Source organism: Halostagnicola larsenii XH-48, from assembly GCF_000517625.1.
Classification (GTDB): Archaea; Halobacteriota; Halobacteria; order Halobacteriales; family Natrialbaceae; genus Halostagnicola; species Halostagnicola larsenii.
In genome coordinates, this window is record NZ_CP007057.1 from 388012 (window position 1) to 404088 (window position 16077).

Here is a 16077-nt window from a genome sequence, read left to right on the forward strand (position 1 = left end):
TGAATCGCATACGCAGTACTCTCTTTTGTGCAAAAATTCATTACTAATAACTTCGTTAATTGATCTGTTCATGGCGAACACATACGACTACGTCATCGTTGGTGCCGGCTCCGCCGGTTGCGTGCTCGCGAACCGTCTCTCGGCCGACGAAGATACCGATGTACTACTACTCGAATCGGGAATACCCGATGAGAAAGCGGAGATTCACAATCCGACGATGTTCCCTCACCTGATGCAATCCGAGGTGGACTGGGACTACTCGACAGTCCCGCAGGAGGGACTCAACGGTCGCAAAGAGTACTGGCCCCGCGGCAAGACGCTCGGGGGTACCTCGGCGATTAACGCGATGATGTACGTGCGAGGGAATCCGTGGGACTACGACCGCTGGGCCGAATTGGGCAACGACGGCTGGAGCTACGACGAGATACGTCCGTACTTCAAGCGGATCGAAGACTTCGAGGGCGGCGAATCCGAACACCACGGTGAAGGCGGTCCGCTCCGCGTCGAACAGGAGCATCCCTACGGTGAGGTCACGAACGCATTGATCGACGCTGCCGTCGAAGTCGGCTTCGACAGAAACGAAGACGTCAACGCCGGGCAACAGGAGGGAATGGGCCCGCTCCCCCTTACCGTCAAAGACGGCGAGCGACAGAGCACCGCGGTGGCGTACCTCCATCCGGTGTTGGACCGCGAGAATTTGACGGCCCAGACGGGAGCCCACGTAACCCGGATCGAGTTCGAAGGCGACACCGCTACGGGTGTCACGTACGTCCAGGACGGGTCCACATATACCGTCGACGCAGCACAAGAGGTCGTCCTCTCTGCCGGAACGATCAATTCAGCGCAACTGCTCATGCTCTCGGGTGTCGGTCCGGCGGACCACCTCAACGAGCACGGCATCGACGTTGAGATCAATCTCCCCGGGGTCGGTCGAAATCTCCAGGATCACTTGGTCGCTTCCTCGGCGTACGAGCTTCTGGGCGACCCCGAGATCGAACCGGGGGAAGTACTCTGTCAGGTCACCGGGTTCGAACGGACCAGCCCCGACCTTCTCGCTCCCGATCTTCAGTATTTCCTGGCTCGAGTGTACTTTATGCGGCACGGATTCGACAACCCCGAGGAGGGCGCTGGGATGACGCCCAGCACCACGCTGCTTCACCCGGAAAGTCGCGGGCGGATCACCCTCGCGTCCGACGACCCGTTCGACGATCCGCTCATCGATCCAAACTACCTCGAGAAGGAAGCGGACCTAGAGAAACTCGTCGAAGGCCTCAAACGGACGCGCGAGATCGGGCATGCGAGCGCGCTCGAGGAGTACCGCGGCGAGGAAGTGTGGCCAAAAGGCGAAGTCGAGAGCGACGAGGATCTACGCGAGCACATACGCGAGACTGTCCAGACGATCTACCATCCCGTCGGAACGTGCAAGATGGGCGACGACGAGATGGCCGTTGTCGACGAGCGTCTTCGCGTCCACGGCCTGAACGGCCTCCGCGTCGCCGACGCCTCGATTATGCCGCAGATTACGACTGGGAATACGAACGCGCCGACGATTGCAATCGCTGAGAAAGCCTCCGATATGATCCGAGATCTCGAGTAATCGCTGCCAGCGCTGATCGTTCGTCGCTGTGCCCGTGATGAACTCCGCTCGAGCACCCATTCCAGTCCCACCCGACGGTCGTTCTCCCGCCAGTGATTCAGTGACGAAACACGGGTTGGCAGTCTCGGACAGGAGAGGTCGTACGAGAGTGGCTCGCAGAAATCGATGTCCAGCGTCGAAAGCGAGGTATTCGGCGAACACGACTCGATTCGAATAAACGCAAATTATTAGTTACTAATTGGAGAAGAGAGACAATGTCTGCCATGTACGACTACATCATAGTCGGCGGTGGGAGCGCTGGGTGCGTTCTCGGCCACCGTCTGACCGAGTCCGAAGACACCGACGTATTGCTGCTGGAAGCGGGCGAACCCGCGGAAGACAAGGATAAAGTGAAAGATCCGACTCGAGTCTGGGACGTCCTCGGATCTGAACTCGACTGGAAATTCGAGACGGAACCCCAGCCGGGGATGAACGGGCGAACCATCGACTGGCCGCGCGGAAAGGCCCTCGGCGGCTCGAGCGTCATCAACGGAATGGCGTACGTCCGCGGCCATCCCTACGACTACAACAATTGGGCCGACATGGGCAACGAGGGATGGAGTTACGACGATCTGCTCCCGTATTTCAAGAAATCCGAGTCGCTGAACGCCGACGGGGACGAAGCGTACCACGGAGACGACGGGCCGTTGAGCGTCTCTCGCGGTACCCCCGGCGAGTTCGCTACAACGCTCGTCGAAGCCGGGAACGAGGCCGGCCTGGACGTCAACATGGACTTCAACGGGGAACAGCAGGAAGGGATCGGCTACTATCATTCGACGATCAAAGACGGCCACCGACACAGCGCCGCCGCGGCCTTCATCAAGCCGGTTCTCGATCGCCCGAACCTGCACGTCGAGACGAGCGCGCACGTCACCGAACTCACGTTCGACGGTGATCGGGCGACGGGAGCGGTGTACGAACAAGATGGGACCGAGCACGAGGTTACGGTTGCCGACGGCGGCGAGGTCGTTCTCTCTGCCGGAGCGATCCAATCGCCGCAACTGCTCATGCTCTCGGGAATCGGTCCGGCCGACCATTTGGAGGAACACGGGATCGACGTCAAACTCGACCTCCCCGGCGTCGGTCGCAACCTGCAGGACCACCTTCGCGTGCCGGTCGTCTACGAAAGCACAGAACCGGTCGGCTCGCCCCCGGAACCGATGGAGACGGAGGATGGAGACCAGCGTGGAACGCGGTACGATCGCGTCTTGGTCGGTGCGTTCGAGCGATCCGATCCCGACCTTCCCGCACCCGATCTTCAGTACGGATTGTCGCCGGGATCGGAGGAGGACCCTCAGGCCGGGTTCTCGATTATGACCATCCCGCTACGGCCAGTCGCTCGCGGGCGAGTTACGCTTCGCTCGGACGATCCGTACGACGATCCCGTGCTCGATCCCAAGTACATGCTCGAGGAGAAGGACGTCGACGACTTCATCACCGGGATCCGTCGTGCACGACGGATCGGAGAGACAGATGTTCTCTCTGAGTATCGAGAAAAAGAGATTAAACCCGGCGAGGACGTCCAGAGCGACGAGGGTATCGCCGAATACATTCGAAACAACGCCGTGTCGGGGTACCACCCGACCTGCACGTGCAAAATGGGCGACGACGAGACGGCCGTCGTCGACGACGACCTTCGAGTACGCGGTATCGACGGCCTCCGAGTCGTCGACGCGTCGGTGATGCCCCAGATCCCGAGTGGGAACACGAACGCCCCCACCATCGCGCTCGTCGAGAAGGGCGCTGACCTCATCAAGAACGAGTAGCGGCGTACTCGAGTCGAGACCTGAGCGACCGGAAAATAGGCAGCTACCTGATTGAATCCCAGTACACGCTCCTCGAGGGCCGTCATCCGGCGTGTGACCCGTTGCTGTCACCGGAGCGTGATCGTCGCTGGACCGAAAATCGACCTCGGAACACGCGCTCTTCAGCGCGTAGCTGACCGCCAGCTTGAATATCTATCGTCTAAATTAGTAAGACAATGGTACGTGAGCTAGAGCGCGTCACAGTGCTCGGAGCAGGCAGTATGGGTCATGGAATCGCTGAAGTAGCGGCAATCGCCGGCTACGACGTCTGCATGCGCGACATCGAGGAATCGTACGTGGCAGACGGTTACGAACAACTCGAGTGGAGCGTCGAGAAACTCGCAGAGAAGGGACAACTCGGCGACGATCCCGATACGATCCTCGAGCGCGTATCCACGACGACCGATCTTTCGCGGGCTGTCGTCGATGCGGACATCGTCATCGAGGCCATTCCGGAGGATCTGGAGATGAAGCAGGGTCTCTTCAGAGATGTCGAGGACGCCGCCGAGGACGACGCGATCCTGGCGACAAACACGTCGAGTCTCAGAGTCGGGGACATTGCAGAACCCCTCAAGCGTCCGGAGCGGTTCTGCGGACTTCACTTTTTCAACCCGCCGGTGAAGATGGACCTCGTCGAAGTCGCTTCCGGCGAGCAGACCGACGACGAGGTCATCGACGCGGCCGAGACGTTCGTCGAGTCACTGGACAAGACGGCCGTTCTCGTCCGGAAAGACGTACCCGAGTTCGTCGTGAACAACGTACTGGTCCCCTTCATGGAGGAAGCCGCGTGGATGTTCGACGAGGGGAAAGCGGAGGCTCGACAGGCTGACGCGGCCATGGTGTTCCGTCGGGGCTACCCGATGGGGCCGTTCGAACTCGCCGACTTCGGCGGTCTCGACGTGCTCGCACACAGTCGCGAACAGTGGGGAAAGCCCCTCCCCGACTGCGTCGAGACGCGCGTGGCGAACGATGACCTCGGTCAGAAGACCGGGAAGGGGTTTTACGACTACGAAAACGGAGACACATATCAGGCAGACGGCGTCGACTACGAACCCGGCGACGGCGAGGGCTTCGACACGCTCCGTATCGAGGCGCGGATGGTAAACGAGGCGGCGCGTCTCGTCGGTCAGGACGTCGCGGATCCCGAGGACATCGACATCGCGATGCGTCTCGGAGGCGGTCTCCCAGAGGGGACCTGCCGGACGGGTGACAAGCTCGGCCTCGATCGGATGCTCGAGAAGATCGAATCGCTCTACGAGGAGACCGGCGCGGCGCGCTACGAACCGGCCGACTACCTCGTCGAACTCGTCGAAGCCGGCCACACCGGGGAAGACGCCGGTCGGGGATTCTACGACTACGCCGACGGCGGCCCCTATCACTACATCGCTCACACGCTCGACGACGACGGCGTGCTCGAGGTGACCTTCGACCGCGAGGAGCGTCTGAACGCGCTCTCGACCGACATGCTAGCGGAGATCCAGCGGCTGCTCGAGTCGGTAGACACGGACGAGGTCGCCTGCGTGACCTTCGAGGGGGCCGGCGACAGGGCGTTCAGCGCCGGCGCCGATATCACCGGCTTCACGATCGCCGAACCAACCGATCTAATGGAGGTCGACGAGGCCGTCGAGACTATCTACGAGTTCGAACGGCCGACGATCGCGAAGGTCGACGGGCTCTGTCTGGGCGGCGGCTTCGAGATCACCCTCGCCTGTGACATCCGGATCGCGACCGAAGAGTCCAAGCTTGGGAGCCCGGAGATCAACCTGGGGCTCATCCCGGGCGGGGGCGGGACCCAGCGGCTCGTTCGCCTCGTCGGCGGGCCGCGCACGAAGGAACTCGTCTTCAAAGGCGAGCAGATCAGCGCCGAGCGCGCGGCCGACTGGGGGATCCTAAACCGGGCGGTGCCGGCCGACGAGTTCGAAGCGACGGTCGACGAGTTCATCACGACGATCGCGAACGGCCCGCAAACCGCGCTCAAAGCGGCGAAACGGGTCATCAATGAGGGGCAGGACGCGAGCCTGAATACGGCGATCGCGATGGAAAGTCAGGCGTTCGGCCTCCTGGCCACGACCGACGACATGCTCGAGGGGGTCGAGGCGTTCACGCACGATCGCGACCCGCAGTTCGACTAGCTCCGGGGCGACGCCGGCGTCGGTCGACGACGGTCAGCGGCGACCGCCGCCGATCGCTCGCCACCACCCAGATACCTAAGAGGTATTAAATAATATTTAATGTGCGCAGTCGTAACTCTCTCAGTAGCATGGACGAGAGAGACCGACTCGAGAACTACTACTTTCACGAACAGGGATTCGACACGCTAGCGGAAGCCGAGGCGTGGTTCGAGTGGGAAATCCCCGAGACGTTCAACATCGCCCACTACGTCTGCGACCGGTGGGCCGAAGCGAAGAAAGACGACATCGCCCTGTACATCGAAACGGCGGGCGAGCAGCGAAACGAATCGGCGGACGAACGACAAAGCGTGTACACGTTTCGACAACTCCAGAACTACGCGAACCGGTTCGCGAACGCCCTCGAGGACCGGGGCATCGGGCGGGGCGATCGGGTCGCCGTCAACGGCGCACAACGGCTTCAGTCACTCGTCGCACACCTCGCCGCGTTCAAACTCGGCGCGGTCACGGTTCCGCTCAGCGTCCTCCTCGGCTCCGACGGGCTACGATACCGACTCGCGGACTCCGAATCCGCCGCGTTCGTGGTCGATCGAGGGGCGATCGACACGTTTCGGGAGATCCGGGGCGACCTCGAGGGCCTCGAGATGGTCGTGACGAACGAGGCGTTCGACGAGGAGGGCGAAGTCAACTTCTGGGACGCCGTAGAGGGCTACGGGGCGGACTTCGAGACGCGGCGGACGGACCCGGAAGAAGACGCCTGCATCATCTACACGAGCGGGACGACGGGCAAGCCCAAGGGCGCGGTCCACGCGCACAGACATCTCCTCGGGCTGCTCCCGCAGTTCGTCAGCTTGCAGCGCCACGAAACGGGCGACGACCAGATCGTTCGAACGATCTCCGAGTGGTCGTGGATCATGTCCCTGAATCAGATGGTCCTCCCGCCGCTTTTCTACGGGATACCGGTCGTCGGCGACCCGAGCGGGCGGTTCGAGGCCGAAAAGGAGTTCGAACTCGTCGACCGGTTCGCCATTACGCACCTGAACCTCCCGCCGACCGCGGTGCGCATGATGATGCAGGTTGACAACGTGGCGGAGAGGTACGACCTGAGCAGCCTCCGGTCGTTCTCGACCGGCGGGGAGTCCGCGGGGGAGAGTATCATCGACTGGGCGACCAGCACCTTCGAGAACGCGGCGTTCATCGAGGGGTACGGAGCGACCGAGATCGGCGGGCTCATCTGCGACGACCCCGGCTTCGGTATCACCCACCGCACCGGCTACTTCGGGGTTCCGTCGATCGGACACGAGGTCGCAGTCCTCGACCGAGACACCCTGGATCCGATCGAGGAACCCGGCGAAATCGGAGAGCTCGCGGTTCGATACGAGGACAATCCGATGCTGTTCGTGGAGTACCTCGACAAACCCGAAAAGACGGCGGAGAAGGTTCAGGACGGGTGGCTCCTCTCCGAGGACCTCGTCTCGGTCGACGAGGACGGCTACTTCCGGTTTCACGCCCGCGACGACGACCTGATCATCAGTTCCGGCTATCGGTTCGGCCCCGACGAGATCGAGGAGGCGCTGGTCACCCACGAAGCCGTGGAGGAAGCGGGCGTCATCGGCGTTCCCCACGAGACGCGCGGCGAGATTCCGAAGGCGTTCGTCGTCCTGAACGAGGGGAAAGCGCCGACCGAGGAACAACGCATGGACCTGCAACAACACGTCAAGGATCGACTGGCGAAGTACGAGTACCCGCGCGAACTCGAGTTCGTCGAGACGCTTCCCCGCACTTCGACCGGGAAGATCCGCCGAACGGCGCTGCGCGAGCGAGACGGCGTCGCCGAGTAGAAAGCGATTGGGGAGTCCAGAAGACAAGGAAATTCGGGAGACAAGGCGTCCTGGGTGACGGCCGCTCGCGCGACGAAAGAATTTTGTCGCCGTTTTTCGTCCACCCGGTATGGAGTTACTCGACGAGTCACTCGTTCCGGAATCCGCTCGAACCGCAAAGCGCGAGGCTCGAGCGTTCGCGCGCGACTACATCGAGCCGAACGCCGAGCGACACTTCGACGACGGAACGTACCCGACGGCGGTCGTCGACGCAGCGAGCGACGCCGGCTTCGTCGGAATCGAAATCGGCGAGGAGTACGGCGGGCGCGGCGCATCGCTTCTCGAGAGTCTGGCGATTACGGAGGAGTTCTTCCGGGCGGACGCGGGAATCGGGATGGCGATTCGAGGACGGAGTTTTGGCGCGAACATCCTCGAGCGCTACGGAACGGAACGACAGAAGCGAACGCTCCTGCCGCCGATCGCCTCGGGCGAGGAGTTCGCCGGGATGGCGATATCGGAACCGGAAACGGGGAGCGACCTCGCGGGGATGACGACCGCCGCGGAGCGCGACGGCGGCGAGTGGGTGATCGACGGCGAGAAGTACTGGATCGGAAACGGGATCGACGCCGACTGGATCCTCGTGTACGCGAAGACCGGGTCGGACTCGGAGGACCGACACGGGAACCACTCCCTGTTTGTCGTCCCGACGGACGAACCGGGGTACACCGCGGAACACATCCCCGAAAAGATCGGGATGCGGGCGTCCCAACAGGCCCACATCGAGTTCGACGACTGCCGGGTTCCGGAAGCGAACCTCGTAGGCGAGGAGGGTGCGGGGTTCCGAACGGTCGCCGAGTTCTTCGATCACGGCCGCGTCTCCACGAGCGGGCACGGCCTCGGAATAGCGGCCGCAGCCCTCGAGGAGACGTGGGACTTCGTCGAGCAGCGCGAGGAATTCGGTCGCCCGGTCGGCGACTTTCAATCCGTTCAGCACGACCTCGCGGATGCCCGGACGGAGTTCGAGAGTGCACGTGCGCTGACGTGGCGTGCCGCGGAGCGCGTAGAAGGGTCGGAGGAGGCGACCGACTGGGCCGCGATGGCGAAGACGAAGGCGACCGAAACCGCCGTCGAGTGTACCGAGACCGGGATGTGCCTCCACGGCGGACGCGGCGTTCTAAACGAACGTCGGATCTCCAGGCTCTACCGCGACGCGCGACTCCCCATCATCTACGAGGGTGTCAACGAAATTCAGCGCGATCTTATCTATCGGAACACGTAGACAGCTTCATCGGAGAACTGCCCCGGCGGACTCGTCGCCACCGTTCGGGCATCGGTAAAATTAATTAGTATGAACTCGTTGTAACGTTCTACAGCGGTTTACCGGAACACCGATGCAGCCCCGCTGTTGATATACTATGTCAATCGAAATAAAGGAAACGTACGAGTTGTTCATCGATGGCGAGACGGTGGAGGCCTCGAGCGGCGACTACCTCACGACGGAAGATCCCGCAACGGAGGAGCCGATCGCGGAGTTCGCGGCGGGGACCGCCGACGACGTCGACGAGGCGGTCGCGGCCGCGAGGGGTTCGCTCGAGGAGTGGCAGGCAAAAAGACCCGGTGAACGGGGGGATATCGTGCAGCGAATCGCGGACGGCATCCGCGAGCACGCGGAGACGCTCACGGAAATCGAAACGCTCGATCAGGGAAAGCCGTTGACGGCGTCCCGGGGTGCCGTCGAGGGGGCAGCCGGGTGCTTCGAGTATTACGCGGGTGCGGCGGACAAACTCGAGGGAAAGAGCATCCCGGTCGGCGAGGATACCGTCGATTTCACGATGCGAGAGCCATACGGGGTAAGCGCCCAGATCATCCCGTGGAACGCCCCGCTCAATTTGAGCGCGCAGGGAACCGCACCGGCGCTCGTCGCGGGAAACGCGGTCGTTATCAAACCCGCACCGACGACGCCGCTTTCGTCTCTTCACCTCGCGGAGATCTGTAAGGAAGCGGGCGTCCCAGACGGCGTCATCAACGTCGTCACCGGGGCGACCGAGCCCGGGGCCGCGCTGTCCTCGCACGACGGCGTCGACACGATCTCGTTCACCGGAAGCGTCCCTACCGGACAGGCAGTGATGGAATCTGCAGCGAAGACCATCACCCCGGTCACGCTCGAGCTCGGGGGCAAGAATCCGGCTATCGTGCTGCCCGACGCCGATCTCGAGGAGGCGGTGAACGCGATCTCGATCGGAATCTTCAGCAACACGGGACAGATCTGTGCCGCCGCCGATCGAGCCATCGTCCACGAATCGATCTACGACGAGTTCGTCGAGCGGATCGTCGAACGGGCCGAAGCCTACACGCTCGGACCGGGCATGGAAGATCCCGATATGGGTCCGCTCAACCACGCCGAACACCACGAGAAGGTACTCGACTACATCGACATCGGTCTCGAGGAGGGCGCGACGCTCGAGACGGGCGGCAAAGCGCCTGAGGGGGACGGATACTTCGTCGAGCCGACGGTCTTCTCGGACGTCCGAAACGAAATGCAGATCGCCCAGGAGGAGATTTTCGGGCCGGTGCTGACGGTCATCCCGTTCTCGGATCGCGCGGAAGCCGTCGAGATCGCGAACGACATCGAACTCGGGCTGACCGGCGGGGTTTTCTCGAACGACATCAAGCAGGCGCTCCAGACGGCCCGCGAGATCGAAGCCGGATCGATATACGTGAACCAGTGGTTCGGCGGGTCGGCGGGAACGCCGTTCGGCGGAATGAAGAAAAGCGGAATCGGTCGAGAGATGGGACTCGAATCGCTCGATTCGTATCTCCAGACGAAAAACATCTGTATCGACGTGACGCTCGACGAGTAGCCGTACGGCGCTACAGCAGCGATACAGTTTCCTCCGCGCTCGGCTGCGCGGCTACAGACTCAGGCGCCCCTTCTGCCGATCAGTGCCTCCCGTCTCGAGTCGAGTTGGGTCGCGTTCGGAGACGTTCACGGCCGTCAATTCACGGCTGAACCAGAACCTTCACCTCTCCGCTATCGGCGTTGGCGAGCGCCTCGAATCCGTCGTCGACGATGTCCTCGAGACCGATCCGCGAGGTGACGAGAGGTTCGTGATCTATCTCCCCGGTGGCGAATTTCTCGAGAACTGCACTGAAGTCTCGGTCCGCATGCGGCCCCGTCCGGTAGGCGGCGGAGGCGTTGACAGAACGCTCGTTGTTGACGAGATCCATCGGATCGATCTCCACATCGTCTTCGAACACGCCGACGAGGGTGGTGTGCCCGCCCGGTTTGGTTGCGTTGATGGCATCGTTGAGCGCCGATTCTCGACCGGCCATTTCGAACGCGACATCGACGCCGCCGTCCGTCTTTGACCTGATTTGCTCGATCGGATCCGTCTCCCTCGGATCGATCACAACGTCCGCGCCGCACTCAGCTGCTAGCTCTCGCCGTGCTTCCCGGTGGCCCGAGGCGAAAATGGGGCCTGCCCCGGCAGCCTTTACGAGCTGGACCAAGCCCAACCCGATGGGGCCAAGACCGATGACCGCGACGGAATGTCCGTCGCGGAGCGGGGACTGCATAACGGCGTGAAACGCCACCGTTACCGGTTCTGACACTGCGGCTGCTTGCGGCGAAACACCATCTGGGAGGGGGACAACGTTGCTCGCTGGCGCGGTGACCCGCTCTGCGTAGGCGCCGGGTCGTTGAGCCCCGATGACCTGGAGGTCCCGACAGAGGTTATATTTGGATTCCTCGCAACACGAACACTCCTCGCAGGCGACGAGCGGATTCAATACGATTTCGGTCCCGATTTCGATATCGACATCGTCGCCGACCTCTACAACAGTCCCTCCAACCTCGTGGCCCATGATGTACGGCAGATAGTCATCGTCATCGTACCGAGGACCGTGAAGGTATTCCCCTAGATCGGACCCGCAAATACCACACGCTGCCACTTCGATGAGCACCTCCCCCGCATCGGGGGATGGTTCCGCCACCTCATCGACTCTAATATCCCGGTTTCCGTAGTACTGAGCTGCTTTCATAACCAGTACTGAATACGAACCGGTCTGTCATAAAAGATAGGGAGCGTGAAGTGAACGGCGTCATCAAACGTTCAGTGGGCTACCGACGGATTGGAAACGGAATCACTACCAGAGTCCGTTCGACGGCCTTTGCTGGTGTTTTTGATCCGGTTGTCGCTCGTTTCGATACTACGACCCTCGAAGCGTTCGTATTCCGACTCGCTATGTTGGGCGTGACTCGCGCAAAACGGCGCGAAGGCGAGGTATCACGGAGAGTCTACCCAGCGCAATAACGCGACACAGTATTTGAAGGTATCAAATAACATGGCACGTACTTGCAGATAGTGCTTGAATTTGCTCCCCTACACCGGTTTTGTTGTTGTACCACGAGTGTGAATTGTATTGAAAGAGAAGAAACCCGCTGTTCGAGGTCGTTTGTCGCAATCTACACAGATATGTGGTTTGGTCACAATGAACTCTATCTGGCTGAGAGAGTCACGGCTACGTACCGAATTATTTGAACTTTGTGGCCAAATGAAGCGTGTTAATTGAATTTGGGAAACCAATTTTACAACGGTATGGTTGTATGAGTTGCTGGGATTTGCACGAGTCGTTTTGATACTGTCAAAAACTACAGTAACCCAGTCCCAGTGTGAATGTTAATTTCAATGTTGTTCGCCGATCGAATGACCGCCTTGGAGAGTTCGTCCTCGAGTTGTTCTCCCCGCCAATTGTTGGCCGGCCCTGAGATGCTTATCGCACCGAGGACGCCTTCGTTCTTATCGATAATGGGCGCACCAATACCCTGGTTGCCGTATACGACTTCCTCGTTGTTGACGGCGTATCGCTGGTCGCGAATACGGTCGAGTTCCTCGTACAGCGCCTCCTCATCAGTTATCGTGTGCGAGGTGTACGTCGGCAACCCGTGTTGGTCGATGATTTGCTCGACTCTCGATTCCGGTAGATGAGCGAGTATCGCCTTGCCACCGGCCGTACAGTGGGTGTGGACCTGCGGTTCGTCTCTTTTTTTCGTATGGATTTCCTTCCCGATAGCGTCCTTTCCGAACGTCTCGTATAGGATGAGCGTCTTCTTCTGATATTCGGTTATCAAGTGCGCGACGGCATCGTACTCGTGAGCTAATTTTTCGACCTCCATTTTCCCTGCTCGAAAGAGCTCCGTCTGGCCTCGTACCCGCTCACTGAACGGAATAAACTCCATCCCCAGTTTGTATTTTTCCCCCTCCTGTTGGACGAAGCCGTTCGCCTTCAGCGTCGCAAGATGTGTGTGGACGGTCCCGGGCGAGAGTCCGATATCTTCGGAAATCTCAGAGATGCTGCTACAGCCGTTTTCATTGATCTGACGGAGTATCTGAAACGCTCGATCGACCGATTGGATCCGCCGCATTTCATTTGGCATGGTTTGTAATACCAAATGTGGGCATATATTCTTTGCGAGGATCAAATATCCGATGTATGGAAGTGTAGTAGATATCTCATAGAGGAGACAACGAGCACTCTAGACCGCCTACTCGAGGAGGTATCTTCGGGTAAACGCTGTGTCTAATACGCCCAAACTTCCTACCACTCCGCTTGGTTTTTGAGAACAAACGCATTTTCCCTTTACAGTTAAGGTCTTGCACCGATAATCGTGGCATATGATTCACGCAACCGGGCCGTTACTGACCGTGAACGTCGACGACCGAACGGCGACGAAAACGACTATCGACTCGTTGCTCGAGACACACGTCGGCGGACGCGCGGCGGCGACTGCGCTCGCTCACGAACGGATCCCCTTCGACGCCGATCCGTTCGGTCCGGAAAACAGGGCGTATCTGTCGACCGGTCCGCTGCAGCAGTCACAGATGTCCTTTACGGGTCGGATGAATATGACCGGGCTCTCTCCGCTGACCGACGGTTTAGTCTCGAGCAATGCTGGCGGATACCTCTCGCGTAACTTCGTGAGTACAGGGATCAGCGTCCTCGAGGTGACCGGTGCGAGCGACGAATTGCTGGCGATCCACGTGTCCGACGACGGCGTCACCTTCGAAGCGGTGCCGGAACTCGAGGGGGCGACGGTTCCGGAAGTATCAGAATACGTCGAAACCACCCGCGATCTCGGACCCGAACACTGCATCGCGATCGGACCGGCGGGCGAGAACCTCGTCCGGTTCGCCTCGGTGATGACCTTCGACTCCAGAACGTTCGGTCGCGGTGGACTCGGTGCGATACTCGGATCGAAGAACGTCAAGTGCGTCACCTTTTCGGGAGACGCAGAACCACAAGTCGAGATTCCGGATCCACCGGAGATGGACGTCCACCGGGAGGCCGCCCAGTCGGACGACCCGATGCGTCGGCAGGGGACGGCGGGCGGGACGGAGTTCATCAACGACAACTTCTCGCTCCCCACGCGGTACTTCGAGGAGTACGAATTCGAGCACGCGGCGGATATCGGCGGGAACGCCGTCGAGGAGAAAAAGTACAAGAAAGGAGCGTGTTCGGCGTGTGCCTACGCCTGCAAACTCCCGACGCGCGACGAGGAGACTGGCATCGAGACGGAGGGGCCGGAGTTCGAGACGATTTACGCGTTCGGCTCGAGCCAGGGCGTCGACGACATCGTCGACGTGATGAAGGGGAACGAACTCTGCGATTCGCTCGGGATGGACACCGTCTCCGCGGGCGTGACGGTCGCTGCGTACCTCGCGAGCGAAGACGAGTTCGGAAACGCTGGCCTGGCACAGCGAGTGACGGAACAAATCGCCTATCGCGACGGAATTGGAGACGCCCTCGCGGAAGGTGTCGCCCGCTGTCACGACGAACTCGGCGTCGAGGACTTCACGGTCAAAGGAATGGAGTTCGCCGCCCACGACGGCCGCGTTCTCCACGGACAGGGACTGTCCTACGCCGTCGCCAACCGCGGTGCCGATCACATGTACGCCGGAATGTTGTCGCTCGAGTACAGCGGACAGCTCGATCCCGAGGGGACGATCGGAAAGGCGGACACGCTCGTCGAACAGGAAAACTTCTCGGCGTTTCGTGATACCGGAATCGTCTGTGCGTTCGGAAGCGAGTACGTTACCGATGAACGACTCGAGACGCTCTTCGACGCATCCTACGACGAGCTCCTCGAGGTCGGGTCACGAACCGTCCAGCTCGAGCGCCATTTCAACAATCGACGCGGAATCGATCACGCGGACGACGAGCTTCCGTACGAAATTCCCGATCTCGATGCGGCCATAGCGGAATACTACGACGCTCGCGGCCTGAACGACGACGGAACCGTTCCCGAGTCAGCGATCGAAACTGCCGCCACCGCGGTACCGTCGACGAACTGACCGTCACCCGAACAACGCGAACTATGAAAGTCGACGTTCACGCCTTCGGGCCGCTTCGGGAGGTTATCGGAGAGAAACGCTATCAGTGCACGCTCGAATCGGATTCGACCGTCGGAGACCTGTTAGACCGATTGTGTGCTGAATTCGACGGGGCTCGAGCAATACTCGGCGAGGCGGACGAGAGAGACACGACAGCCGTTGTCGTCACCATCAACAAACGGAGCACGAAGACGCTCGAGGGACGCGAGACGGTGTTGACAGACGGTGACCTCGTTCGCATTTCACCGCCGATTCACGGCGGGTGAGTAGACGATTCGGGCTGGAAATGGACCACTCCGCCACTGGCGCTACGAATTCGAGTCCGCCTCGATACGAGTCCTGGCCGATCTGACGGCAGTGACGCCGTCGCCAACCGCGGCGGCAACTTCGAGCGGACTTTCCGTTCGAACGTCTCCCGCCGCGTAGATACCCTCGACAGACGTCTCCATGTTCGCGCCCACGATCACGCTCCCGTCGTCGTCGAGATCGACGGTGCCCTCGAGGAATGCGGTGTTCGGAACGGCACCGACGTTGACGTTCACGCCGCCGACTGGCACCGTCCGCTCGTCGTCGGTTTCGTGGTCGTGTACCCGTATCGCATCAACGACGCCGTCTTCACCCTCTATCTCGGTGACCGTCGTCTCGGTGCGGATTTCGAGAGCCTGATTCGATCGAGCGTCCGCCGCGAGCGATTCGTCGGCAGTTAGTTGCGTTGCTTCTTCGATCAACAGGACCTCGGAGGCGTGGTCGGTCAAAAACAGCGCGTCGATGACGGCGTGGTTTCGACCGCCGACGACGGCGATCCGTTCCCCGGCGTAGAGCGGACCGTCGCAGGTCGCACAGTCGAATACGCCTCGTCCCCAGTAGTCCGTTTCTCCGGGGACGCCGAGTCGCTTCGGACTGCTTCCGGACGCGAGTACGACTGCCTTGGCGCTGAACTGATCGTGTTGGGTATGAAGTTCGTGTGGGGAACCGGGTTCGATGGCTTCGACGGCGCCCATCTCGACGTCTGGTTCGTAGGCCTCGGCCGTATTGACGAGTCGCGACCGAAATTCGGTTCCGGCGATCCCGTCCGGGAACCCCGGATAGGATCGAATTTCGTGCCGATTCACGAGTTGTCCGCCGATCGATTCGTTCTCGAAGAACAGCGTGTCGTAGCCTCTTCGTCCCGCGTAGGCGCCTGCGCTGAGACCGGCGGGTCCGGTTCCAACGATCGCGATATCGTAAACCATTGCGTAGCAGTAGATGCTATCTACCCGGTGAAAAACGTTCCCCTGTATTCGGTGCCGACCACTC

11 protein-coding genes are annotated in these 16077 nt (G+C 60.8%); 8 read left to right on the forward strand and 3 right to left on the reverse strand.

What is annotated here, in order from left to right; translation table 11 throughout:
- Positions 1–70 precede the first annotated feature (70 nt).
- The 6 genes from HALLA_RS18055 to HALLA_RS18080 all read left to right on the forward strand — a co-directional run bounded on the left by HALLA_RS18055 (position 71) and on the right by HALLA_RS18080 (position 10251).
- Entirely contained in the window at positions 71–1597 is a 1527-nt protein-coding gene (locus HALLA_RS18055; RefSeq protein ID WP_174887923.1) for a GMC family oxidoreductase, read from the forward strand.
- Positions 1598–1851: 254 nt separating this feature from the next.
- A complete protein-coding gene (locus HALLA_RS18060) occupies positions 1852–3402 on the forward strand; it encodes a GMC family oxidoreductase (protein WP_049954864.1) in 1551 nt (516 codons plus the stop codon).
- A 215-nt stretch (positions 3403–3617) separates the two neighbouring features.
- On the forward strand, positions 3618–5573 hold the full coding sequence (locus HALLA_RS18065; RefSeq protein WP_049954865.1) for a 3-hydroxyacyl-CoA dehydrogenase/enoyl-CoA hydratase family protein: 1956 nt from the start codon (positions 3618–3620) through the stop codon (positions 5571–5573).
- A gap of 128 nt (positions 5574–5701) precedes the next feature.
- A complete protein-coding gene (locus HALLA_RS18070) occupies positions 5702–7411 on the forward strand; it encodes an acyl-CoA synthetase (protein ID WP_049954866.1) in 1710 nt (569 codons plus the stop codon).
- A 109-nt stretch (positions 7412–7520) separates the two neighbouring features.
- The gene (locus tag HALLA_RS18075) at positions 7521–8669 is read left to right on the forward strand and encodes an acyl-CoA dehydrogenase family protein (RefSeq protein ID WP_049954867.1); all 1149 of its coding nucleotides are present in this window, start codon (positions 7521–7523) and stop codon (positions 8667–8669) included.
- Positions 8670–8805: 136 nt separating this feature from the next.
- Positions 8806–10251, forward strand: coding sequence for an aldehyde dehydrogenase family protein (locus HALLA_RS18080; RefSeq protein WP_049954868.1), 1446 nt, complete (start codon positions 8806–8808; stop codon positions 10249–10251).
- A gap of 139 nt (positions 10252–10390) precedes the next feature.
- Here HALLA_RS18080 and HALLA_RS18085 read toward each other — a convergent pair whose 3' ends face one another.
- Together HALLA_RS18085 and HALLA_RS18090 are read right to left on the reverse strand one after the other, a co-directional pair.
- Entirely contained in the window at positions 10391–11431 is a 1041-nt protein-coding gene (locus HALLA_RS18085; protein ID WP_049954869.1) for a zinc-binding dehydrogenase, read from the reverse strand.
- Positions 11432–12041: 610 nt separating this feature from the next.
- Positions 12042–12827 carry an IclR family transcriptional regulator gene (locus HALLA_RS18090; RefSeq protein WP_084569122.1) on the reverse strand — a complete coding sequence of 262 codons (786 nt, stop codon included), beginning with the start codon at positions 12825–12827 and terminating at the stop codon, positions 12042–12044.
- Between the two features lie 238 nt (positions 12828–13065).
- Between HALLA_RS18090 and HALLA_RS18095 the strand changes: the two genes are divergently transcribed.
- Both HALLA_RS18095 and HALLA_RS18100 read left to right on the forward strand, forming a co-directional pair.
- Positions 13066–14742, forward strand: coding sequence for an aldehyde ferredoxin oxidoreductase C-terminal domain-containing protein (locus tag HALLA_RS18095; protein ID WP_049954871.1), 1677 nt, complete (start codon positions 13066–13068; stop codon positions 14740–14742).
- A 23-nt stretch (positions 14743–14765) separates the two neighbouring features.
- On the forward strand, positions 14766–15047 hold the full coding sequence (locus HALLA_RS18100) for a MoaD/ThiS family protein (RefSeq protein ID WP_049954872.1): 282 nt from the start codon (positions 14766–14768) through the stop codon (positions 15045–15047).
- Positions 15048–15089: 42 nt separating this feature from the next.
- Here the strand turns inward: HALLA_RS18100 and HALLA_RS18105 are convergent, their stop codons facing one another.
- Positions 15090–16013, reverse strand: coding sequence for an NAD(P)/FAD-dependent oxidoreductase (locus HALLA_RS18105; RefSeq protein ID WP_049954873.1), 924 nt, complete (start codon positions 16011–16013; stop codon positions 15090–15092).
- Positions 16014–16077 lie beyond the last annotated feature (64 nt).